This is a genomic window from Curtobacterium sp. VKM Ac-2889, assembly GCF_015350855.1.
Taxonomy (GTDB): Bacteria; Actinomycetota; Actinomycetes; order Actinomycetales; family Microbacteriaceae; genus Curtobacterium; species Curtobacterium poinsettiae.
Genome location: NZ_JADKSC010000004.1, coordinates 244554 through 266259, shown reverse-complemented (window position 1 = coordinate 266259; position 21706 = coordinate 244554). Strand labels below are relative to the sequence as shown.

General features: G+C 73.4%; 21 protein-coding genes. 6 read left to right on the top strand and 15 right to left on the bottom strand.

Annotation, left to right across the window (positions count from 1 at the left end; translation table 11 throughout):
- Positions 1–22 precede the first annotated feature (22 nt).
- From ITJ50_RS17680 to ITJ50_RS14350, 5 genes are all read right to left on the bottom strand, one after another.
- Positions 23–2194: an ArnT family glycosyltransferase gene (locus tag ITJ50_RS17680; protein ID WP_267237859.1), complete on the bottom strand. Its 2172-nt coding sequence runs from the start codon at positions 2192–2194 to the stop codon at positions 23–25.
- A 279-nt stretch (positions 2195–2473) separates the two neighbouring features.
- Positions 2474–3286, bottom strand: coding sequence for a fructosamine kinase family protein (locus ITJ50_RS14365; protein WP_194590767.1), 813 nt, complete (start codon positions 3284–3286; stop codon positions 2474–2476).
- A 53-nt stretch (positions 3287–3339) separates the two neighbouring features.
- Complete coding sequence (locus ITJ50_RS14360; protein ID WP_056070111.1) at positions 3340–4065, bottom strand: response regulator transcription factor; 726 nt, start codon at positions 4063–4065, stop codon at positions 3340–3342.
- A complete protein-coding gene (locus tag ITJ50_RS14355; protein ID WP_194590766.1) occupies positions 4053–5291 on the bottom strand; it encodes a sensor histidine kinase in 1239 nt (412 codons plus the stop codon). The genes ITJ50_RS14360 and ITJ50_RS14355 overlap by 13 nt, the downstream gene beginning before the upstream one ends.
- 106 nt (positions 5292–5397) lie before the next feature.
- Positions 5398–6246, bottom strand: coding sequence for a LysR family transcriptional regulator (locus tag ITJ50_RS14350; RefSeq protein ID WP_194590765.1), 849 nt, complete (start codon positions 6244–6246; stop codon positions 5398–5400).
- A gap of 71 nt (positions 6247–6317) precedes the next feature.
- Here ITJ50_RS14350 and ITJ50_RS14345 point away from each other — a divergent pair, with 71 nt between their 5' ends.
- The 3 genes from ITJ50_RS14345 (at position 6318) to ITJ50_RS14335 (ending at position 9854) form a co-directional block, all read left to right on the top strand.
- Positions 6318–7223, top strand: a complete 906-nt coding sequence (locus tag ITJ50_RS14345) for a DMT family transporter (protein WP_082046982.1) — start codon at positions 6318–6320, stop codon at positions 7221–7223.
- Between the two features lie 120 nt (positions 7224–7343).
- Entirely contained in the window at positions 7344–8942 is a 1599-nt protein-coding gene (locus ITJ50_RS14340) for a long-chain-fatty-acid--CoA ligase (protein ID WP_071250437.1), read from the top strand.
- A gap of 42 nt (positions 8943–8984) precedes the next feature.
- On the top strand, positions 8985–9854 hold the full coding sequence (locus tag ITJ50_RS14335) for a UbiA family prenyltransferase (protein ID WP_194590764.1): 870 nt from the start codon (positions 8985–8987) through the stop codon (positions 9852–9854).
- A gap of 9 nt (positions 9855–9863) precedes the next feature.
- Here the strand turns inward: ITJ50_RS14335 and ITJ50_RS14330 are convergent, their stop codons facing one another.
- The 5 genes from ITJ50_RS14330 to ITJ50_RS14310 form a co-directional block, all read right to left on the bottom strand.
- A complete protein-coding gene (locus tag ITJ50_RS14330; RefSeq protein WP_194590763.1) occupies positions 9864–11057 on the bottom strand; it encodes an FAD-dependent oxidoreductase in 1194 nt (397 codons plus the stop codon).
- Between the two features lie 57 nt (positions 11058–11114).
- Positions 11115–12389 (bottom strand): acyltransferase family protein, encoded by a 1275-nt coding sequence (locus tag ITJ50_RS14325; protein WP_194590762.1) that lies wholly within the window; start codon positions 12387–12389, stop codon positions 11115–11117.
- 367 nt (positions 12390–12756) lie between these two features.
- A complete protein-coding gene (locus ITJ50_RS14320; RefSeq protein ID WP_017886975.1) occupies positions 12757–14055 on the bottom strand; it encodes an NAD(P)/FAD-dependent oxidoreductase in 1299 nt (432 codons plus the stop codon).
- A 103-nt stretch (positions 14056–14158) separates the two neighbouring features.
- Positions 14159–14707, bottom strand: coding sequence for a dihydrofolate reductase family protein (locus tag ITJ50_RS14315; RefSeq protein ID WP_042540238.1), 549 nt, complete (start codon positions 14705–14707; stop codon positions 14159–14161).
- Positions 14708–14728: 21 nt separating this feature from the next.
- Entirely contained in the window at positions 14729–15172 is a 444-nt protein-coding gene (locus tag ITJ50_RS14310) for a hypothetical protein (protein WP_194590761.1), read from the bottom strand.
- An 82-nt stretch (positions 15173–15254) separates the two neighbouring features.
- Between ITJ50_RS14310 and ITJ50_RS14305 the strand changes: the two genes are divergently transcribed.
- Together ITJ50_RS14305 and ITJ50_RS14300 are read left to right on the top strand one after the other, a co-directional pair.
- A complete protein-coding gene (locus tag ITJ50_RS14305; RefSeq protein WP_194590760.1) occupies positions 15255–16028 on the top strand; it encodes an alpha/beta fold hydrolase in 774 nt (257 codons plus the stop codon).
- Complete coding sequence (locus ITJ50_RS14300) at positions 16025–16780, top strand: esterase/lipase family protein (RefSeq protein WP_228499901.1); 756 nt, start codon at positions 16025–16027, stop codon at positions 16778–16780. The genes ITJ50_RS14305 and ITJ50_RS14300 overlap by 4 nt, the downstream gene beginning before the upstream one ends.
- Positions 16781–16843: 63 nt before the next feature.
- On the opposite strand, the gene ITJ50_RS14295 is transcribed toward ITJ50_RS14300, so the two are convergent.
- The 4 genes from ITJ50_RS14295 to ITJ50_RS14280 all read right to left on the bottom strand — a co-directional run bounded on the left by ITJ50_RS14295 (position 16844) and on the right by ITJ50_RS14280 (position 20740).
- Entirely contained in the window at positions 16844–17851 is a 1008-nt protein-coding gene (locus tag ITJ50_RS14295) for a LacI family DNA-binding transcriptional regulator (protein ID WP_194590759.1), read from the bottom strand.
- 148 nt (positions 17852–17999) lie between these two features.
- Positions 18000–19028 carry a Gfo/Idh/MocA family protein gene (locus tag ITJ50_RS14290; RefSeq protein ID WP_194590758.1) on the bottom strand — a complete coding sequence of 343 codons (1029 nt, stop codon included), beginning with the start codon at positions 19026–19028 and terminating at the stop codon, positions 18000–18002.
- Positions 19025–20047: a Gfo/Idh/MocA family protein gene (locus ITJ50_RS14285; RefSeq protein WP_042540230.1), complete on the bottom strand. Its 1023-nt coding sequence runs from the start codon at positions 20045–20047 to the stop codon at positions 19025–19027. Before ITJ50_RS14285 ends, ITJ50_RS14290 begins: the two co-directional genes overlap by 4 nt.
- 39 nt (positions 20048–20086) lie before the next feature.
- The gene (locus tag ITJ50_RS14280; RefSeq protein ID WP_056070160.1) at positions 20087–20740 is read right to left on the bottom strand and encodes a CatA-like O-acetyltransferase; all 654 of its coding nucleotides are present in this window, start codon (positions 20738–20740) and stop codon (positions 20087–20089) included.
- 41 nt (positions 20741–20781) lie between these two features.
- Here ITJ50_RS14280 and ITJ50_RS14275 point away from each other — a divergent pair, with 41 nt between their 5' ends.
- Positions 20782–21339: a YbaK/EbsC family protein gene (locus tag ITJ50_RS14275; protein ID WP_194590757.1), complete on the top strand. Its 558-nt coding sequence runs from the start codon at positions 20782–20784 to the stop codon at positions 21337–21339.
- On the opposite strand, the gene ITJ50_RS14270 is transcribed toward ITJ50_RS14275, so the two are convergent.
- A complete protein-coding gene (locus tag ITJ50_RS14270) occupies positions 21320–21688 on the bottom strand; it encodes a VOC family protein (protein ID WP_042540251.1) in 369 nt (122 codons plus the stop codon). The two genes, ITJ50_RS14275 and ITJ50_RS14270, sit on opposite strands and share 20 nt — an antisense overlap.
- Positions 21689–21706 lie beyond the last annotated feature (18 nt).

Below are 21706 nucleotides of genomic sequence, written 5' to 3'. Positions count from 1 at the left end.
TCCACCGCGCCCCCGTCGCCGGTCACTCCGTGCTGCTCAGGTCGTAGACGGTCTGGCCGCCGACCGTCGTCGACTCGTAGTTCGCCGCGACCCACTCCTGGATCGCCGACGCGGTCGAGGATCCGCCGCCCATCCCACCGCCGGAACCGGACGAGACGTAGTACCCGATGTCGCCGTCGGCGACGGCGGCCTTGAACTGCGCGAGCGTCGGAGCCGGGTCGCTCGACCAACCGCCGATCGCCATCACGGCGGTGTCGGTGTCGAGTTCGAGCTGCGCGGCCGACTGCGATCCGTTCACCGCGGCCGCCCACTTCGCGTCGGATGCCTCGAGCAGCTTCCGCAGCGCCGACGAGGTCGACGTGCCGCCGCCTGTGCCACCACCCCCGGCCTGGAGGCCCGTGCCCGACCCCGCCTCGGAGCCCGCGCCGTCGGGTCCCTCCGTCGTACCGCCCGGTGCCTGCCCGGTGGCGCCTTCCGGCGCCTCGCCGGAAGCGCCCTCCGGCGGGGTCCCGCCGGGACCCTGCTGGGAGTCGGACGCGCCGTCGGAGCCGCCGTCGTCGGAACCGGAGGCCGGTCCACCCGGTCCATCCGTGCCTCCCGGCATGCCACCGGTGCCACCGCCGCCCGTCCCACCGGAGCTGCTGCCCGCCGGACCGACGCTCGGGATCGAACCGGAGTGCGCGACGGTCGTCGTGGCGAGGGCGTAGGCGGTGGTGCCGGACAGCCCGAACAGGGTGCCGGCGAGGACGCCGACCGTGACGAGCCTGCGCAGCGACGGCACACTGCCGATGACGATCAGTGCCGCGGACAGCAGCCCACCGGCGAGCATCACCCAGCGGAGCCACGGCAGCCACGTCGGGTTCTCGTTCAGCAGGCACCAGCCCCAGAACGCGGTGACGCCGGTCATCGCGGCGAGGCCGAGGCGGCCGAGGAAGCGGGCTCGTGCGTGCCAGAGCAGGGCGCCGCCGGTGCCGACGAGTCCGGCGATGGCCGGGGCGAGGGCGACCGTGTAGTACGGGTGGATCGTGCCGGACATGTACGAGAACACCAGGCCGGTGACCAGGAGCCACCCGCCCCACAGGACGAGCCCGGCACGGGCGGGGTCGGCCAGGTGCCGGCGGCCGACGACGACCAGGCCGACGACCAGGGCGATGAGCGCCGCGGGCAGGAGCCACGAGATCTCGAGCCCCATCTCGGACGAGAACAGCCGGTTCAGGCCCGTCGAGCCACCGAAGGAGCCACCCGCGGTACCGCCGGTCATGCCGCCGCCTCCGCCACCGTTGCCCGAGCCGCCGAAGATCCGACCGAGGCCGTTGTAGCCGAACACCAGGTCGAGGACGGTGTTGTTCGTCGAGCCGCCGATGTACGGGCGGGACTCGGCGGGCCAGAGCCACACGGCGACGACCCACCAGCCGGCGGCCACCACGAGGGAGCCGGCGGCGACGACCAGGCCGATCACCCGCCGGCCCCACCCGGTGCGGGCGGCGAACAGGTACACGAGGCCGAAGGCGGGCAGGACGAGCAGGCCCTGCAGCATCTTCGTCAGGAACGCGAAGCCCAGGGCGATCCCGGCGAGCGCGATCCACCTCCAGCTGCCCTTCGGCAGCGCCCGCACCGTGCAGTACGCCCCGGCGGTCATCAGCAGGACGAGCAGGGCGTCCGGGTTGTCGAAGCGGAACATCAGGGCCGCTGCCGGGGTCGCTGCGACGACGAAGCCCGCGAGCAGGGCGCCGACGTTCGCGGTGGTGGCACCGAGCCGGGCCAGGGTGCGGCGGACCGTGCCCCAGACCAGGGCGACGGAGCCAACGGCCATCAGCGCCTGGGGGAGCAGCAGACTGGTGCTCGAGAAGCCGAACAGCCGGGCCGACAGCACCATCACCCAGAGTGAGGCGGGTGGTTTGTCGACGGTGATGAAGTTCGACGAGTCGAGGGAGCCGAAGAAGAACGCCTCCCACGACTTCGTGCCGGCCTGCACGGCGGCGGCGTAGAAGCTGTTGGCGTACCCGGAGACGCTGAGGTCCCACAGGTACACCACGGCGGTCACGGTGAGGAGCGCCCAGAACGCGGGCCGGAGCCAGCGGGCGTCCTCGCGCTCGCCGAGGAACAGCCGGGCGAGGGGCGGGCGGCGCCGATCCCGCGCGGCACTGCGCGCGGGGTCGCGTCGGTCGGTCACGGGTACCGGGTAGGTGGTCATGTCGATGAGCATCCGGGGCGTTCCCCGACTGCTGCACTGTGCCGGCTGTGGGCGAGCTAAGGACGCACGGTGCGAGGTTGGCCGGCGGGGAGAGCGCGGGCGGCGCGGGCGCACGGTGCGCTGTCGTCCGGTCGGTGCGGGGTCGCCTGCTCGGTGCGCGGCTGTAGCGCTGCACGGGGTGGGCAACCTCGCACGATGTGAGCGAGGCCGCACGGTGCGCCGCTGGCACCGGGGCGGGCAACCTCGCACGGGGTGAGCGAGGCCGCACGGTGCGAGGGGTCAGGCGTACCGCTGCGCCGCCCGGAGCGCGGCCCCGGTGTACGAGCCGCCGAACAGGAACACGCGCAGCAGCAACGGCGCGAGCTGGTGGAGCTCGACGCGCTCCTGCCAGCCGTCGGCCAGCCGTGACTCCCGGTCGTAGGCGGCGAGCACCGTCTCGAGCCGGGGCAGCCCGAACAGCCCGAGCAGCGCCAGGTCGGTCTCCGCGTGCCCGCCGTGCGCGATCGGGTCGATGAGCACGGCGCCGGTGGGTTCGGACGAGTCCGTCGGCCAGAGGACGTTGCCGGCCCACAGGTCACCGTGCAGACGAGCGGGGCGGTCCCCGACGAGCGCGGGCTGCGGTGAACCGAGGGTGCCGTCCTGTACCCGCGACGCGACCCGCTCGAACACGGCGGCCTCGGCGTGGTCGAACCCGCCGGCGTCGACGATCCGGCGGACGAAGTCGCGGATCCGGTACTCGGCGAAGAACTCGCCCCAGGTCGCCGGTGCCTGTTCGGCTGCGACGAACGGCGTGCGCGAACGGCCCATCCGCAACGCCGCTCCTCGGGTCCAGCCGGCGGGAGGTGCGCCCCAGTGGTCGGCACCGGCGGCGTGCGTGTGGGCGAGCGATCGGCCGAACCGCTCGGCCTGGGCGGTGGTGGGGGAGCCGTCGGAGATCAGTTCGAGGTCGAGCACGGTCGGACTCGGGCGCCCGAGCACGCGGGCGATGCGGGTGCCGCCGGCGTCCTCGGCCTCGGCGAGCCAGGCGAGCCCTGCGGCCTCGGCTGCCGCTTCGTCCGCGGTGGTGAACGTCTTCACGTGCGTCTCGGCCATCGGTCCATCCTGCCGAGCGGACATCGCCGACCGTTCAGACGACGCTCACCCGGTCACCCGGTGGGCTGTCCCCACCCCGTCCCGCCCCGCCGCGCCGCGTGCACGACGAGCGCGAGCTGCACCCGGTTCTCGACGCCGAACTTCTCGTACACGTGCCCGACGTGCGTCTTCACGGTGGCCAGGCCCACGTACAGGTCGGCGGCGATCTGCGCGTTCGACGCCCCGTTGGCCACGGCGAGCGCGACCTCCCGCTCGCGCTCGGTCAGCAGGGCGAGCAGTCGACGTTCCTCGGCACCGTCCGCAGTGGCGCCGCCCGTTCCACCGGCTGCGGGGCCCGAGCGTGGCCCGGCGGCGAACGCGATCACCCGGTCGAGCACCGAGGGGGACAGGATCGAGCGCCCGGACGCCACGGTCCGTACGGCCTGCACGAGTTCGTGCGGCGGGGTGTCCTTGAGCAGGAACCCACGGGCGCCGGCCTGCAGCGCTCCGAGCACGAGGTCGTCCCCCTCGAACGTGGTCAGCACCAGGACGGCCAGGTCGGGCCGCCGTCGCAGTTCGCGTTCGGTGGCGACGAGTCCGTCGCACCGGGGCATCCGGATGTCCATGAGCACGACGTCGGGCGCGGTCGCGGCGATGACGCCCTCGGCTTCGAGCCCGTCGCCCGCTTCGCCCACGACCACCAGACCGTCGTCGCCGCTGAGCAGCATGCGGAGCCCGACGCGGACGAGCTGGTCGTCGTCGACCAGGACGACCCGGACGGGAGCGGTCACGGCGTCCACGGCAGCACCGCCTCGACCACGTGCACGCGTCCGTCGTCGCTGCCGGCACGGAAGCTCCCGCCGACGAGTCGGGCGCGTTCGGCGAGCCCGCGCAGACCGTGCCCCGCGACGGAGCCGGCGGCGTGCCCGGCACCCTGCCCGGCGGCGGCCTTCGTGCGCGCTGGCTCGTCGGTCAGCGTGTTCGACACCACCACCCGGATCGCCGGACCGCCGACGGTCTCGACGACCACGTCGACGGGCTGTCCGGGGGCGTGCCGACGGGCGTTCGTCAGCGCCTCCTGCACGATGCGGTACGCATGTCGCCCGACGGCGGTCGGCACCGCCGCGGCGTCGGAGTCGACGCGCGCCCGGACGGTCGCGCCCCCGGAACGGGCCTGGTCGAGCAGGGCGGGCAGGTCGACGAGTGTCGGCTGCGGAGGCGCGGTGCCGGTCACCTCGTCGCCGGCGTTCGCGGCCGGGTCACGCAGCACCCCGAGCACGTCGCGCAGGTCGGTGAGCGCGGAGTGCGCCTCGGCCCGCACGACCCCGGCCGCTGCGGCTGTCTCATCCGGGGTGAGCCCCGGGCCGCGGTACTCGAGTGCGCCGGCGTGCAGCGCGACGAGGGAGAGCCGGTGGCCCAGGACGTCGTGCATCTCGCGGGCGATGTGGGCGCGTTCCTGCTCGCGGGCGCGGTCCTCGCGCAGCTGCTGGTCGCGCTCGAGCAGGTCCGCGCGCTCGCGCAGGGAGAGCAGGAGCGCCCGGCGCTGCCCGATCCCGATGCCGATCGCGACGAGCAGGGCGATGCTGACGGTGCCTGCGAGCACGATCTGCCAGAACGGCACGGTCTGGTCGGGGGCCAGGACGACGTCGTAGAGCACGGTGGCGCCGAGCAGCACCGCACCGACGACGGCGATCTCGACTGCACGGCGCCGGGTGGCGAGCGAGACCGTCGCGATCGCGGCCGACCCGACCGCCAGCGTCGACACCGAGCTGAGGGCACCGATGACGACCGTGACCACGAGCGGCGCCCGGTGCCGGAACGGCAGCAGGACGAGGGCGACCAGGCCCGCTCCCATGTCCCCGAGGATCAGGGCGCCGACGTGCAGGTCGCTCCATCCGCGGGTGTCCATCGTCGGCCACACCAGACCGGCGGTGAACAGCCCGGTCAGCGCCGCGACGGCCACGCGCCACGTCTGGGACCACACACGCTGCCCGAGGGGCACGGCGGGGAGCGCGGTCGAGGTCATGCCCCGAGCCTAGGGAGCCGCGTCGACGAGCGGATCCGCCGAAGGTCGGAGCCGCCGGAGCCGCCGGAGCCGCTCGACCGGCGACCCGCCCGCCCGCCCGCCCGCCTCAGACCGCGTCGACCAGCGCCCGCGCCAGGGGGTGCCACGCACGGGACGACGGCCCGCTCAGCACCAGGGTGCGCTCGAGCCGCCGGGCCATCGGGATCATCACGAGGTCCGGCGGCAGCATCCCGCGGCCCAGGGTCGGCACGATCGACACGCCCTCGCCCCGCTGGATCATCCCGAACATCGTGCTCATCTCGCGCACCCGGTGGGCGTACCGGAACGGCCGGCCGTCGAGTTCGTGGAGCTTCTGGATCTGGTACTCGCACCCGCCGCCGCCCGCCACCAGGCCGTCCTCGTGCAGGTCGTCGAGGGTGAGTGCTGGCAGCTCGGCGAGGGGGTGGTCGCGGCGGATCACGGCGGCCATCTCGTCCCGCGCGACGACCACGCCGCCGTCCGGCACCGGCGACGGGTCGACGAGCACGGCGGCGTCGACGGTGCCGGCCTCGAGCCACTCCGGCATCTCGTCGTCGTCCCCCTCGTAGACCTGCACGTCGACGTCCGGCAGGGTCACCGCCCACAGCTCGCGGAGCCGCGGCAGCAGCCCCTGGCAGACGGTGGGGACGGCGGCGAGGCGCACGGTGCCGCGCGCCGTGCCGGGCCGGACCACCGCCTCCAGGGCTTCGACCGAGGCGAGCACGCTGCGGGCGTGGGCCAGCAGGCGGTCGCCGAGCGGGGTGGGGGCGGCGACCGCGCCGCGGTGCACGACGGAGCCGCCGACCTCGCGCTCGAGCCCCGCGACGGCGTGCGACACCGCGGACTGGCCGACGCCCAGGGCGACGGCCGCGGCGGTGAAGGACCCGGCGTCGAGCGTGGCGACGAACGCGCGCAGTTGCTGGACCGAGACGGTCATGCGTCCTCCTCATGTGGGCATGAGCGACATGCGTTTGCCGCATGTCGCTCGGTGGTCCGACACTAGGCCACGTGAACGCCCTCCTCTACGTCCTCGTCGCACTGACCTGGGGCTCGAGCTTCCTCTTCGCGAAGATCGGCCTCGACGGTCTCGCCCCGCAGCAGGTCGCCACCGTGCGGACCGTGCTCGGTGGGGTCACGCTCGTCGTGGTGCTCCTGGCGACCCGTCGGCGCTGGCCTCGGGAACCGCGGACCTGGGCGCACCTGGCGGTCGTCGCGGTGTTCCTCAACGCGGTGCCGTCGTCACTGATGGCGTGGGCGGAGCAGACGGTGCCGTCCGGCCTCGCGAGCATCTACAACGCGACGACCCCGATCATGACGCTGGCCGCGCTCGCGGTGCTCGTGCCGTCCGAACGCCTGCGCGGACGGCAGGTGCTCGGGATCGTGCTCGGCATCGTCGGGGTGCTCGTGCTGGTCGGCCCGTGGGACGTCCTGACCGACCCCGAGGTCCTGGCGAGCGTGCCGGGGCAGGTCGCACTGCTCGGTATGACCGCGTCCTACGGCATCGGGCTCGCCTACCTGCGGCGGGTGGCCGTGGCGAGCGCGTACGACCCGGTCACCTTGGCGACGGTCCAGCTGACGCTGGCCTCCGGGATGCTGCTGCTGGTCGCGCCCGTCATCGCGACCGGTCCGGTCGAGCTGGACGGGAGGATCGTGGCCGCGATGATCGCGCTCGGTTGCGTCGGCACGGGGCTGGCCTACGCCTGGAACACCCGGCTCGTGCAGGCGTGGGGCGCTGGTCGCGCCTCCACCGTCACCTACCTGACGCCGGTGGTCGGGGTGGCGCTCGGGGTGCTCGTGCTGGGGGAGCGGGTGCGGTGGAACGAACCCGTCGGCGGACTCGTCGTGCTGCTCGGGATCGCCCTGGCGTCCGGGGTCCTGGTGCGCCGGAAGGTCGCCGCGCCGACCGCTGCCTGACCGGACACCCGTGCGGCGACCGCCCCGGACGGGTGTCGTCGGAGCACGCGCGACGCGGCAGGACGAGCCGTAGGATCGGCTGCGACGACGACGAGGTCGTCGACGACGACGGAGACCGGCATGCACGACACCCACACCACCCGCGCGACCGCATCGGTCGCAGCGATCCTCGCCGAGTCGGCGGCACGGTACCCCGACGACGTCGCCGTCATCGTCGGCGACGTCCGCACCACCTACGCCGAGCTGTGGGCCCAGACCCTGTCCTACGCCGGAGCGCTCCGTGCGCGGGGCGTCACCGAGGGGTCGAAGGTCGCGATGCTCGTGCCGAACGTCGCGGACTTCCCCCGCGTCTACTACGCCACCCTCGCCCTCGGCGCGGTGGCCGTGCCCGTGCACGCCCTGCTGAAACGCCGCGAGATCGAGTACGTCCTGCGCGACAGCGGGGCCACGTTGCTCGTCTGCGCCGCACCGCTGCTCGGCGAAGGTGCTGCCGGCGCCGAGCTGGCCGGGGTCGACGTGGTGACCGTGCTCGCGCCGGCCCCTGCGCAGGCTCCGACCGGCGACCAGTCCGCGGCCGGCCCCGACCGGCTCGAGGCCCTCGCCGCGCAGAGCGAACCGCTCGACACCTACGTCCCCAGGCACCCGTTCGACACCGCGACCATCCTGTACACGAGCGGCACCACCGGCCAGCCCAAGGGCGCCGAGGGGTCGCACTTCGCACTGCTCGAACAGGTCAACACCAACCTGATGACCACGTTCGACATGCACCGCGGCGACGTCCTGCTCGGCGCGCTGCCGCTGTTCCACACGTTCGGGCAGACCTGCACGATGAACACCGGGTTCCGCACCGGCGCGACGCTGGTCATGCTGCCGAAGTTCGACGGCGACTCGGCGCTCGCCGCGATGGTCGAGCACGGCTGCGGCATCTTCATGGGCGTCCCGACGATGTACATGGCGCTGCTCGACGCCGCGACCCGGTCCGAGGCCCGTCCGACGCTCCGGTACGCGATCTCCGGTGGTGCCTCGCTGCCGCTGGCGGTGCTCGAGCGGTTCGAGCAGGTCTTCGACGCCCCGATCCACGAGGGGTACGGCCTGACCGAGACCTCGCCGGTCGCCACCTTCAACCACGTCGGACAGCCGCCGCGGCCCGGCACGATCGGCACGCCGGTGTGGGGCGTCGACGTCGAGATCGCCGACCCCGAGGTCCGCGACGCGATCGTCATGCTGCCGCACGGTGCGATCGGCGAGCTCGTGATCCGCGGCCACAACCTGATGAACGGGTACCTCGACCGGCCCGAGGACACCGCGGAGGCCATCGTCGACGGGTGGTTCCGCACCGGCGACCTGGGGACGAAGGACGACGACGGCTACCTGACGATCGTCGACCGCACCAAGGACATGATCATCCGCAACGGCTACAACGTGTACCCCCGCCAGGTCGAGGAGGTGCTCGCCACCCACCCCGACGTGGCGATGGCCGCGGTGTTCGGCGTGCCGCACGCGGTGCACGGGCAGGAGATCGAGGCGGCGGTGGTCCTGCGCTCCGGCGCGACCGTCGAGCCGCAGGTCCTGGTCGACTTCGTCGCCGCCGAGATCGCCGCGTACAAGTACCCCCGGGTCGTGCACGTCCTCGACGCGCTGCCGCTCGGCCCGAGCGGCAAGGTACTCAAGCGCGAGCTCGTCGACCGCTTCGGCGTCGAGGTGACCGCGGTCCCGTGACCGGCCCCACGACCGCGCAGGAGCGATCCGTACGCTGACCGGGTGACCGCCAGCAGCGCCCCGTCGACCGCACGACTGCTCTTCGCGTCGTCGCACCCCGGGCCGACCGTCACGGTGACCGTCCTCGCCGCGGTGGTCGCCGCCGCCGTCGGACACCCGGTGTGGCTCGTGGCCCTGGTGGCGCTGACGGTCGTCGCCGGGCAGCTGTCCATCGGGCTGGCGAACGACTGGATCGACGCGGACCGCGACCGGGCCGTCGGACGGCGCGACAAGCCCGTGGCCCGCGGCCTCCTCGCCGTCGGCACCGTCCGTACCGCTGCCTACGTCACCGCCGGGATCGCCGTGGTGCTCTCGCTGTTCCTCGGCCCCGTCGCCGCGGTCGCGCACCTCGTGCTGGTCGCCGCCGGGTGGGCCTACGACGCCGGCCTGAAGCGTTCGGTGTGGTCGGTGGCGCCGTTCATCGTCGCCTTCGGGCTGTTGCCCGTCGTGTCCGTCGCGGCCGGGCCCGAGGGACAGTGGCCGACGTGGTGGGCGATCGCGACGGGGGCCGTCTTCGGCATCGCGATCCACTGCACCAACGTGCTGCCCGACCTGGTCGACGACGCCGCCACCGGTGTCCGGGGGTTCCCGCACCGGCTCGGGCTCCGCGGCGCGGGGATCGCCGCGTTCGCCTCGCTCGTCGTCGCGGCTGCCCTGGTGCTCGGCGGACAGGTGCTCGGTGACGACCCGGTGCGGGGCGTCGGGGTCGTGCTCGCGCTCCTCGGTGCCGTCGTGGTGCTCGTCCTCGCCGTCGTCGGCGTGCGGCTGGTGCTCGCGGGACGGGCGTCGCGCACCCTGTTCCGGCTGGTCATCGCGTCGTCGCTCGTGCTCGTCGTCGAGCTCGGCTTCGCGGGCGCGCGACTCGTCGCCTGACGTGAGCCGTCAGGCCCAGCGCATCGCGTAGAGCCGGGCCAAGCCGTGCGCGGTCGGCAGCGACAGGGCGGTCCGGAGCAGCGCCTCCCGTCCGGTCGTGCTGACGGGGCCGAGCGGACGACCGAGCGCCATGTTCGCCTCGGCCTGGCGAGCCGCACGACGGGCGGCTGCCTGGCGGCGGGCGGCGTAGCCCGGCCACGGCCCGGCCGTGCCGGTGCGGACCGCTCGGGCGAGCAGCGGCGCCAACTCGGCGGCGTCGAGCCACCCGAGGTTCATGCCCTGCCCGCCGATCGGGCTGATCTCGTGTGCGGCGTCCCCGACGAGCACGACCCGGCCGGCACCGACGCGGTCGGCCGTGCGGCGACGCACCCGGAAGCCGCTGGTCATCGAGCAGGTCGCCGGGTCGGGGACGACACCGGTGCGCTCCGCGACGAGGGCCGCGAGACGGGCGACGAGCGCGGGGTCCGGGTCGCGCGTCGCGCCGCGTTCCGCTGCGGCGAACGCTGCGTCGTCCGGCACCAGGGCGACGTACCGGCGACGCGCGCCCGGCAGCGGGAAGGACTCGACCACGCCGTCCGGGCCCACGTCGACCAGCGCGGCGGACCGGGCCGACGGAGCCTCGGGGTCGGCGAAGTCGCCCATCACGTAGCGGTCCGGGTACTCGCGCCCGGTCGTTCCGATGCCGAGCAGGTCACGGACGACGCTCCGAGCGCCGTCCGCACCGACGACGAAGGCCGCACGGACCGTCACCACGTCGCCGTCGGGCCCGGTCCCGGTGGCATCGACGTGGTCGGTGTGCCGGGTCAGGGCGGTCAGGGCGGTCCCGGTACGCAGGGCCTCCGGCGCACCGGTGTGGAGCCGGTCGCGGAGCAGGGACTCGGTGCGGTGCTGGTCGAGGGTCGCCACGTACGGGTGGGTCGGCGAAGCCCGGTCGAAGCGCAGCGTGCCGAGGGTCCGACCGCGGCTCCTGGCCACCCCTGCACGGACGAGCGACGCCTCGGCGAGCACCGCGGTGTCCAGGCCGATCGCGGCGAACGCGTCGAGGGACGGCGGGTGGATGCCGATGGCCCGCGAACCGGTCGGCGGCTCCGCGCGGCGTTCCCACACCCGGACGTCGACGCCCCGCGCCGCGAGGAGCGCCGCCACGAACAGCCCGACGGGTCCGCCGCCGACGACGAGGACGTCCGTCCGTTCCGAGTGCACGGGGGCGAGCCTACGGTCGGCGTGCGCCGGGGCACTCAGTGAGCAGAAGACGTCGGGTCAGCGCGCCGTACCCGGCGTCTTCTGCTCACTCGACGGCGCGGGCGCGGGCGCACGCACAGGTGCGGCCGCAGGCATCGGCGCGGATGCGCTGCGTGCCGCACGAGCCCGCGCGCGGAACCGCTCGACGGGCACCTCGACGGCGTACGCGGCACCGATCGACACGATCACCACGGCGCCGACCAGGCCGACCGTGCCCCAGGGTCCGATCGCGAAGGTGCCGAGCAGCGCGATCACCAGCGGGTGCCAGAGGTACGCCGAGTACGACACCCGGCGGCCGAACCACGACACCGGCGTCCAGCCCAGGGCCGCGGACACGGGGGACCGGACCGAGACCAGGCCGCCGATCGCCACCGCCGAGACCAGTCCGGTCGCCGGCAGCACGATCCCGAACGTCGACGCGTGCTCGGTCCAGTCGTCGCCGATGCCGAGCAGCACCGCGACCAGCAGCACGAGGCCGACCCAGGTCGCCAGGTGCCCCAGGACCCCGGCGGCCCGCACCCGCACGCGTTCGTCATCGAGCAGCAGGGCCAGTCCGCAGCCGATCGCGAGCGGCACCACCCCGAGCACGGGCGAGAAGTAGACGTCGGGCGTGGTCCCGCCGCTCGGGGTCCGGTAGCTCGCCCACGACACCGCCGACGCCCCGACGACCAGGACGCCGAGCCCCGCGAGGAGCCAGCGACGCCGCACCCTGAGCGCGGCCAGCAGCGCCAGGACCGGAGGCCACACCAGGTAGAACTGCTCCTCCATCGACAGGCTCCACGTGTGCGCGAAGACGCCCTGCGAGGTGTCCCAGAAGGCGCGGAACAGGTTGCCCGTGTAGGTCAGCGCGATGAACGCCGCTTCACCGGAGTGCAGTGACGCGCCCTTGTAGTCACCGACCCAGTTCCAGAGCAGCAGCCCGACCACGACGAGCGCCAGCAGCGCCGGGTACAGGCGCAGCAGCCGCTTCACCCAGAACGAGCCGAGGCGCACCCGCCCGGTGCGGCGCCGTTCGCCGAGCAGCAGCGTCGTGATGAGGAACCCGGAGAGCACGAAGAAGACCGTGACCCCGATGAAGCCGCCATCGAACTGCGGCACGTGCAGGTGGTACAGGACGACGACCAGGATGGCGAGCGTCCGGAGTCCGTCGAGCGCGGGCGCACGGTGCGTCAGCGGGGGCGGCGGAGCCTCGGGCGCACCGGTTCCGGCGCGTGCCGGGGCGGCCGTGCGGTGCTGCGGTCGCGCCGATGTCGGCGCGTCCGTCGGCGCGTGCGTCAGCGTCGTCGTCGCCATGGTCCCTCCGCGCGCTGCTCGGTTGCGTGTCGCCGACCAGGGTGCCTCTCGCGGGTAAGAGGAGGCTCAACGAGCGGGGTGTACCAGGCTCGTCAGTGTCGACGTCGAACGTGCGGACCGTCGCGCTGCGCGCACAGCGACCATGTCGCTGTCGTACGACGGCGACATGGTCGTTCCGCGTCGGCGCCAGCCCCGCGCACCACGCGTCGGCCGGGAGGCCCGTGGCCAGCCCGCACCGCGCCTCCAGACCGTCGCGCCCAACGTCCGCCGCACGCACACCGTGAGCAGGAACGGTCGGGTCCGACGTGCGGACCCGACCGTTCCTGCTCACGAAGCGAGCGCGCGAGCGCGCGAGTGGACTCGGCGGCTACTCGGCCTTCTGCAGCTGCCAGGGGTCCGGCTCGCGGTCGCCGTTCGGGCGCACCGGGCGGACGTCGCCGACGATCGGGATCGAGCGCTTCCGCATGAACCACACGTAGCGGACGAAGAAGTGCGTCAGGGTCGACATCCGGTTGCCGGCGCCGAGCAGGCTCGTGATGTGCACGAACACCCAGGCGAGCCAGGCGACCGGGCCGACCATCGTGATCCCGCCGCGCAGCTGGGCGACCGCGGCGTTCGTGCCGATCGTCGCCATGGTGCCCTTGTCGAAGTACTTGAAGCGCTCGGTGGCCTTGCCCTCGAGCAGGCGCACGATCTGCCGAGCCGAGTGCCGGCCGCCCTGCAGTGCGGGCTGGGCGAGCTGGGCGAGGGCGTCGTCCTGCGCGGCGATGTCGCCGGCGGAGAAGATGCGCTCGGCGCCCTTCACGCTCAGGTCGTCGTTCACCTGGATGCGGCCCCCGTGGGTCTGCGGCAGGCCCCAGCCGGAGACCTCCTTGTGGGCGGCGACACCGGTCGCCCAGACGACCTGCGACGCGGGGATGAACTCGCCGTCCGCGGTCATCACGCCGTCGGGCTTGACCTCGGAGACGCCGGTGTTCAGCCGGAGCACGACGCCGCGCTTCCGCAGCACCTTGGCGGCGTAGCGGCGCAGGCGGGGGGCGAACGGCTTGAGCAGCTCACCACTGCGGTGCACGAGCGTGATGGAGATGTTGCCCCGCTCGATCTCCGGGTACGCGCCGACGAGGGCCTGGTCGCGGAGCTCGGCGAGCGCGCCGGCCATCTCGACGCCGGTCGCGCCGCCGCCGACGATGACGATGCGGATCTCGTCGGGGCCCTGGTTCGCCGCCGCCTCTTCGAGTCGGGTGAACAGCTCGTCGCGGATGCGGAGTGCCTGCGAGCGGGAGTACATCGAGTACGCGTACTCGTACGCACCGGGGGTGCCGAAGTAGCTCGTGTTCACACCGTTGGCGAGGATCAGGTAGTCGTAGTGGAGGTGTTCGCCGTCGGACATCTCGGCGATGCGCTCGTCGGTGCGGATGCCGGTGAGCAGGCCGTGGCGGAACTCTGCGTTCGACTGCCGGGCACGGAGCGAGCGCAGGAAGTACGTCACGTCGCCGGCGTTCAGGCCGCCCGTCGCCACCTGGTACATCAGGGGCTGGAACATGTTGTAGACGTGGCGGTCGACCAGGGTCACCCGGACCGGCGCGTCGGCGAGCTCCCGCATGGCGGCCACACCGGCGAATCCACCGCCGACGATGACGACGTGCGGGCGGGTGTCCTGGGTCATGCTTGCTCCGGTGTTCCTCGGGTGCGTGTGGTCACCCACGAGGGTACGCGCGGTTCGGCAGGACGCATGACGGGCAGGGGCCGGGAGGCCCGTGGTGCGTCCGTCAGGCGTCGAACCGCCCGTAGGTGTTCAGCACGTTCCCCTTGCTCGTCACGGTGCTGTCGACCAGACGCAGGCGCGTGGGCGGGTCGGTCGGCTCGAAGAGCCGCCGGCCACGGCCGGCGATCGCCGGGTGGATCATGAGCTGCAGTTCGTCGAGGACCCCGGCGAACAGCAGGCTGCGGACGAGCGTGACACTGCCGCACACGGCGATGTCGGCCCCGTCGCGCTGCTGCAGTTCGCGGACGAACGCGGGGACGTCGCCCGGGATCCGCGTGCTGTTCTGCCAGGTCAGGTCGTCGCCGAGGGTGGTGGAGGCGACGTGCTTCTCGATCGGGTTGATCCACTGCCCGAAGGGGTCCTCCGGGTGGGCTGGCCACCACTCGGACCACTCGAGGTAGCTGTTCCGGCCGAGCAGCACGGTGTCGGTGCGGGCCGTGAAGGCACCCATCGCGGCACCGAGCTCGGCGTCGAAGCTGTCGTACTGGAACTCGTAGGGGTCCTGCACGACGCCGTCGACCGACGTGAACAGACCGGCAGTGGTCTTCCGCATGGTCCGGATCGTACGCGCTGGTCAGCTCCCGGTGCCGTTGCCCGGGAACCGGTCCGTGCCCGGCACCCGGGTCGTGGACTGTGACCGATCGGCGCCGATCGCGTGGCCGACGGCGAACCCGACGCCGCCACCGACGAGCAGCGCTGCGAGTGCGACGACGGCGGCGAGCACCGGCCAGAACCACGGGGGCTTCGGGCCGGTGCTCCGGCGGTCGCCCGTGGTTCCGGCTCCGTACCAGGGGGTGGTGCCGTTCGGGGCGCCGGGGTTCCAGGCTCCGGTGTCGGCGCGGTACGGCTGCTGCTGCTGCTGCTGCTGCGGCTGCGGCGGCTGTTGCTGCGCGAGCGCGGGCCCGTCGAGCGTGGCGGTCGACGTCGGGGTGGCGTCCCAGCCGGTCGGCGTCGTCGCCCGGTTCGCCGGGACGGAGCCGTCCGGTTCGTGGCCGTTGGTGGGAGTGGTGTCGCTCATGCCAGCACTCCACACGGCCCGGCTGTGGGCAGCCGATGACCAGGCTGACCCGGTGCTGCGAACCGCCGCGTAGCCTCGGCTCGTGCGCGCTGCTGTGGAGACCGTCCGGATCGACGGGCTGCCCGTGCGCCTGCACACCATGGCGTCGCGCGGGCCGGTCCGTGACGAGGCCGACCCCACCGTCGTGTTCGTCCACGGCATCGGGATGTCACACCGGTCCTTCGCCCGGTCGCAGCGCGCCGTCGCCGCCGAGCACCACACGATCAGCGTCGACCTGCCGGGGTTCGGCTGGTTGCCCGCGGCCGGTCGGCGGCTGTCGATCGAGGAGCTCGGCGACGTGGTGGTGCGGGCCGTCCGACACCTGGTCGTCGATGACCTGGTGCTCGTCGGGCAGTCGATGGGCACGCAGGTCGTCATCGAGTCCGCCCGCCGTCACCCCGACGCCGTCACGGCGATCGTGCTCGTCGGTCCGGTGATCGACGCCGAGCGGCGATCGCTCCCGATGCAGGCGCTCGACCTGGGCCGCGACGGCTTCGTCGAGGGGGTCCGGATGAACACGGTCCTGGTCACCGACTACCTCCGGAGCATGCGCCAGTACCTGCGCGAGCTCGGGCCGATGCTCCGCTACCCGGCCGAGCAGACGATCACCGAGGTCACGCAGCCCGTCCTCGTCGTCCGCGGCACCCAGGACCCCATCGCGCGGCACGACTGGTCGGCCCGGCTCGCGGCCGCTGCGCCGGACGGCACCTTCGTGGAACTGGCGGGGCCGCACCACGTGCAGGAACGGCAGCCGGACGCGCTCGCACGACTCCTCGAGACGTTCCGCAGCGCCGAGCGCCTGGAGGGACTCCGATGACCCGGCCGGCCACGTCGGGGACCGAGGCGGCGCGGACGACGCGATCCGGGCCTCCAGGCCGTGTCCCGCTGGTTCGGCGTGCCTGCTGGGCCGCACTCGACTGGGGGTACGCGGCCCGGTGGCAGGTCCGGAGCCTCGGCCCGACCACCGCGGACGACTACCGGACCGGCGACGGGCAGCCCGTCGTCGTGGTCCCCGGCGTCTACGAGACCTGGCACTTCATGCGGCCGCTGATGGACGCGCTCCACGACCGGGGACACCCGGTGCACGTGCTGCCGGTCCTGCGGCACAACCTGCGACCCGTGCCGGACTCGGCGCGTGCGGTGATGGCGTACCTGCAGGAACAGGACCTGCGGAACGTGCTCGTGCTCGCGCACAGCAAGGGCGGGTTGATCGGCAAGTACGCGATGACGCAGCTCGACCAGCACGAGCGGATCGACCGGATGGTCGCGGTGTCGACGCCCTTCGCGGGGTCGGTCTACGCGCGGCTGGCGCCGGTGCCGCACCTGCGGGCGTTCCGGGCGGCGGACCCGGTGCTGGCGGGGCTGGCGCGGGAACTCGATGCCAACGCGCGGATCACGTCGGTGTACGGGGTGTTCGACACGCTCATCCCGGAGGGCAGCGAACTGCAGGGTGCGACGAACGTGCGGTTGCCGGTGGGCGGGCACTTCCGGATCCTCGGCGATGCGCGGACGCGGTCAGCGGTGCTGGCGGCTGCGGCTGACGGCTGTTCCGGCCGAGACTCGGCCTGACGGACAGTTCTCGCTGTTCCGAGGGCGCCGACTGTCCGCCGGGCCGAGATTCGGCCGACGCGCTCAGCGGGCAGCGACGCTCGCGCGCTCGACGATCCGGTGCGGCACCACGACGGTCTCCGGCGCGGCACTGCGATCCGCGATCCGCCGGGTCAGCAGGTCGAGTGCCGCCGTCGCGAAGGCCCGACGGTCGAACGACACCGTGCTGAGCGACGGGATCGCGTACGCGGCAGCCTCGACGTCGTCGAACCCGATGACGCTGACCTGCTCGGGCACCCGGACCCCGCGGGCGGCGAGGACGTGCAGCACCCCGAACGCGATCGAGTCGGTGAAGGCGAAGACGGCGTCGGGCAGGGGGTGCTCGTCGAGCCAGGCCGCGAAGGTCGTCGCCGCGGCGCTCGTGGTCCACGCCGGCAGCGGGACGCGGAGCGACGGGTCGGGTGTGATGCCTGCTGCGGTGAGCGCTGCGGTGTACCCGTGTTCGCGGAGCTCGCTCGTCGCCGTCGCAGCACCGTCGGGAGACGCGCCGACGATCGCGATGCGCCGGTGCCCGTGGGCGATGAGGTGTGCGGTGACCTGCTCGGCCGCCGCACGGCTGTCGACGTGCACCTGGTCGACGTGCTCGGGCTCGACCTCGCCGATGACGACGGTCGGCGGCAGCCCCTCGGTCGAGGCCAGGACACTCGCGCTGAGCGACACCGGGTTGAGGATCAGCCCGTCCACCAGGTGTGCGCGGGCGCGGGACACCAGTTCGCGTTCGAGAGTCGGGTCGTTGCCGGTCTGCTCGAGCTGCACGACCCAGCCGCGTTCGCGGGCGAGTTCCACGAACGACTGCGCGAGTTCGGCCGAGTAGGCGCTGCCCATCTCCGGCAGCGTCAGCGCGATCGCTCCGGAGCGGCCGTTCCGCAGCCCGCGGGCGGACAGGTTCGGCACGTAGTCGAGCTCGGCGACCGCGCGCTCGACGCGTTCACGGGTCTCCGGGCGCACGACGACGCCGCCGTTGACGACGTTGGAGACGGTCTTCGGGGACACCCCGGCGAGGGCGGCCACGTCCCGCACGGTTGCGCGCATCGGGACGAGCGTAGCGCGGCGGGGTGCGGTGCGGCGCGGTGCGGCGAGGTGCGGCGAGGTGGGGTGGGGTGCGGTGCGGCGAGGTGCGGCGAGGTGGGGTGGGGTGCGGCGGGGTGGGGCGAGGTGGGGGGGGGGGGCGGCGCCGCGCTCAGCCCGCGGCCTGCACCGCGACCGTCCGGCCCGTCCGCACCGACTCCTGCGCCGCCAGCACGATCGACAGCGTCCGCAGGCCGACCCCGACGTCCGGCTGCGGCTGCTCCCCGGACGCCACGGCCGCCAGGAACGTCCGGAGCATCGGCACGTCGTGGTCGGGCCCGTACCGGAGCTCGATCGGCCGGCCGCCCACGGCGTCGAGCCCGCGAGCAGCCGCCCCGAAGAAGTCCACCGACACCGTGCCGCCCGTCCCGGCGACGTCGAGCGTCAAGCCGCCCCACACCGGCGACGTGTCCGGTCGGCTCCACGAGCAGTCGATCGCCGCGATGGTGCCGTCGTCGTACGTGATGGTCACCAGGCCCGCGGTCTCGGCGTTCGCTCGGTCGGCGTGCAGCACCTGGTTCGCGACGGCGGTGACGGACACCGGCGTCGCTCCGGTCAGCCCGTCGATCAGGTCGGCGACGTGCACGACGTGGTCGACGAGGGCGCCGCCTCCGCTCAGCCGGACGTCGGTGAACCAGTCGCGGGCCAGCGGCAGCATGCCGTTGTTCGCGCCCCGCACCGAGAACACCGTGCCGAGTGCGCCCGAGTCCCGCGTCGCCCGCAGCCGGTCGAACGCCGAGGCGAAGCGCACCGGGAACGCCATCATCAGCAGCACCCCGGCGCGGTCCACGGCATCGCGGATGGCGAGGCCGTCCTGCCACGAGGTCGCGATCGGCTTCTCGCAGAGCACGTCTGCCCCCGCTGCCGCCGCGAGCTCGACGAACTCGCGGTGCCGGGCGTTCTCGCTCGTGACGATCACCGCGTCCGGGCCCCAGGCGAGCAGTTCGTCGACGGAGTCCGCGTACCCGGCGCCGAGCGCGCGTGCCAGTTCGGCTCCGCGCAGGTCGCCGAGTTCCGTCCCCGTCGACACCCCGCCCGGGTCCGTGCCGCGCACCTCGACATCGGGCATGGCCGCCAGGGCACCGAGGTAGCTGATGGCGTGCGTGTGGGCGAACGAGAGCACCCCGATCCGGAGCGTCACCGTGCGACCTCGACCGGCTGGCCGGACTCGATCGACTCGATCGCCGCGTTCGCGATCCGCACCGCGGCGACGCCGTCGTCGACGGTGACCCGGGGTGGCCGACCGCCGTCGAACGCGGCGAGGAAGTCGGTGAGCTCCAGCGCGTACGGGTCGGCGGCCGGGTCCACCGGCGGCAGGAAACCGTCGACGGACGCCGGCGCCGCCAGGTCGCTCCGGGTGTCCTCCTCGGCCCGGGAGGAGTGCGACAGGCTGCCGAGCGTCCCCGTCACCGAGTACTCCGTCGTGAAGGCCAGGTGCTGCGGCCCCCACAGCCCGGCGACGTGGCTGATCGCGCCCGACTCGTGCGTGAGCAGGACGTGCGCCGCCTCGACCGGCTCCGCCTCGGACCCCGCGCGGACGCTCACCGCCGACACCCGGGTCACCTCGCCCGCCACCCAGCGGGCGATGTCCAGGTCGTGGATCATCTGGTCCATCACGATCCCGCCCGACAGCGCGCGGTCGCCGAACCAGGGGACGTGGGTGGGGAAGGCGCCGGACCGCGAGAACCGCAACACCGCCAGGTCGCCCAGGAGGCCCGTGGTCGCGGCCTCGTGCAGGCGCGCGTACGCGGGGAACCAGCGCACCACCTGGGCCGGGTAGAGCTGGACGCCTGCGTCCGCAGCGCGGGCCGCCAGGTCCGCCGCGTCCGCGTCGGTCCGGGCCAGGGGCTTCTCGGAGACGACGTCCTTGCCGGCGGCGATCGCCGCGCGGACCACCTCGGCGTGGGCGTGTGTCGGGACCACGACGTCGACGACGTCGACCGCGGCGAGGAGCTCGTCGAGGCTGTCGGCGACGGTGATCGTGCTGCCCTCGGCGCGGGCGGTGTCGGTGAAGGCGTCGACGAGTTCGTGGGCGCCCTCGCGAGCGTGCACCACCACATCGCCCAGGCGGAGCAGTCCGGGCAGGTGCGCGACGGAGATGCCGCCCGCGCCAACGAGCCCGATGCGTTTCCGGGCGAGGGGCTCCGACTGTGGCGTCATGGGGTCAGCGTAGGAGATGCGGTCCGAGGACGGGCAGGGTCAGCCGAGCCAGCCAGGGTCGGTGAAGAGCTCCTCGAGTTCGCGCAGCAGCCGGGTCGTGTGGAAGCCGTCGGCAGCGGCGTGGTTGACGTGCAGCGCCAGGGGGAGCAGCGTCCGGTCGCCAGCGGTCCGGTACCCGCCGAGCGTGATGATCGGCAGCAGGTGGTCCCAGCCGTCACGCACCTGCAACGAGAACCCGGTGAACGACGCCCCCGGCAGGGTCGACACGTCGAACACGTTGCCGGGGCGGTCGTCCTGCGGGAACATCCGGGTGTCGTCGCGGTGCCGCTCGATCGTCGACACCGCGGCATCGTGGAAGGTCCCGAAGTCCTCGTCGTACGGCACGACCAGGGCGGAGAACGTCTCGGTGTCCGGGTGGAACACGGTGAACATCGGGTGGACGCGGTCCCACACGGCGGGGGAGCCGTCGTCCAGCAGCTGCATCCGGAACTCGTCGTGCCGGTTCACCACGGTCGCGATGGCCCAGAGCTGTGACGCGTAGGTCCGTCGGCCGGTCGAACGGACGCGTTCGACGAAGGCGGTGACGTCGAGCTCGACGGTCACCTCGTACGCGCACGGCACCCGCTGCCGGTAGTGCTCGAAGTGCTCGCGGCGGGCCCACTGGTCGACGTCGATCGCCCGGAGTTCGGTCATGGCTCCACCCTCGTGCGGGATCGCTTCCCTACGGTGGAGCCATGCCGACGCTCGAACGTGTTCCCGCCCTGGTCGCCACCGGATTCCTCGCGATCCCCGTCGCCGAAGCCCTCGTCGCGTTGCCGAGCGACGTCCTGACGAAGATCGAGGGCGCACCGATCGACGCCGACCTGGCCGACACCGCCGCGTTCTCAGAGGCGTACGGCTACCCGCTGGCCAGCGGTGCCAACTGCATCGTCGTCGCGGGGAAGCGCGGCGACGAGGTCCGTTACGCCGCCTGCGTCGTCCTGGCATCGACGAAGCTCGACGTCAACCGCGTCGTGAAGCAGCTGCTCGACGTCCGCAAGGCGAGCTTCGCCCCGATGGACGAAGCGGTCGAGCTGACCGGCATGGAGTACGGCGGCATCACGCCGATCGGACTGCCGTCGTCGTGGCCGCTCTACATCGACGCGCGCGTCCTCGACGCCCCCGAGGTCGTCATCGGCGCCGGGCGCCGCGCCGCGAAGCTGTTCCTGCCCGGCGCCGCACTCACCGCACTGCCGAACGTCAACGTGGTCGAGGGTCTGGCGACCGAACCGGTCAGTCCGACGGCCGGATGAGACAGAACGGGTGCCCTGCGGGGTCGAGGTAGACGCGGAACGTCTCCGTGCCCGACCCCGTGGCCGTCGCGCCGATCGCGAGCACCGCGGCCTCGCCGTCGTCCAGGTCGTCGACCTTCACGTCGAGGTGGCTCTGCTGCGGGACCGTCTGCCCGGGCCATTCCGGCGCCTGGTAGTCGTCGACCTGCTGGAACGCCAGGATCGGACGGTGGTCGGTGAACGGGAGGGCGAGCTCCGCCCAGTCCTCGTCGAAGCCGACGATCTCCCCGCCGAGCAACTCGGCGTAGAAGCGGGCGAGGGCGCGGGTGTCCGGGCAGTCCAGGACCACGACGTCGAGTGTGCCGATCATGGCCGACACGGTAGCCCC

Bases quoted from the DNA above. Each gene is read 5' to 3' on its own strand.
- ITJ50_RS17680 (WP_267237859.1), bottom strand. From the start codon at position 2,194: ATGACCACCTACCCGGTACCCGTGACCGACCGACGCGACCCCGCGCGC.
- ITJ50_RS14365 (WP_194590767.1), bottom strand. From the start codon at position 3,286: ATGGCCGAGACGCACGTGAAGACGTTCACCACCGCGGACGAAGCGGCA.
- ITJ50_RS14355 (WP_194590766.1), bottom strand. From the start codon at position 5,291: ATGACCTCGACCGCGCTCCCCGCCGTGCCCCTCGGGCAGCGTGTGTGG.
- ITJ50_RS14350 (WP_194590765.1), bottom strand. From the start codon at position 6,246: ATGACCGTCTCGGTCCAGCAACTGCGCGCGTTCGTCGCCACGCTCGAC.
- ITJ50_RS14340 (WP_071250437.1), top strand. From the start codon at position 7,344: ATGCACGACACCCACACCACCCGCGCGACCGCATCGGTCGCAGCGATC.
- ITJ50_RS14325 (WP_194590762.1), bottom strand. From the start codon at position 12,389: ATGGCGACGACGACGCTGACGCACGCGCCGACGGACGCGCCGACATCG.
- ITJ50_RS14320 (WP_017886975.1), bottom strand. From the start codon at position 14,055: ATGACCCAGGACACCCGCCCGCACGTCGTCATCGTCGGCGGTGGATTC.
- ITJ50_RS14315 (WP_042540238.1), bottom strand. From the start codon at position 14,707: ATGCGGAAGACCACTGCCGGTCTGTTCACGTCGGTCGACGGCGTCGTG.
- ITJ50_RS14310 (WP_194590761.1), bottom strand. From the start codon at position 15,172: ATGAGCGACACCACTCCCACCAACGGCCACGAACCGGACGGCTCCGTC.
- ITJ50_RS14300 (WP_228499901.1), top strand. From the start codon at position 16,025: ATGACCCGGCCGGCCACGTCGGGGACCGAGGCGGCGCGGACGACGCGA.
- ITJ50_RS14295 (WP_194590759.1), bottom strand. From the start codon at position 17,851: ATGCGCGCAACCGTGCGGGACGTGGCCGCCCTCGCCGGGGTGTCCCCG.
- ITJ50_RS14285 (WP_042540230.1), bottom strand. From the start codon at position 20,047: ATGACGCCACAGTCGGAGCCCCTCGCCCGGAAACGCATCGGGCTCGTT.
- ITJ50_RS14280 (WP_056070160.1), bottom strand. From the start codon at position 20,740: ATGACCGAACTCCGGGCGATCGACGTCGACCAGTGGGCCCGCCGCGAG.
- ITJ50_RS14275 (WP_194590757.1), top strand. From the start codon at position 20,782: ATGCCGACGCTCGAACGTGTTCCCGCCCTGGTCGCCACCGGATTCCTC.
- ITJ50_RS14270 (WP_042540251.1), bottom strand. From the start codon at position 21,688: ATGATCGGCACACTCGACGTCGTGGTCCTGGACTGCCCGGACACCCGC.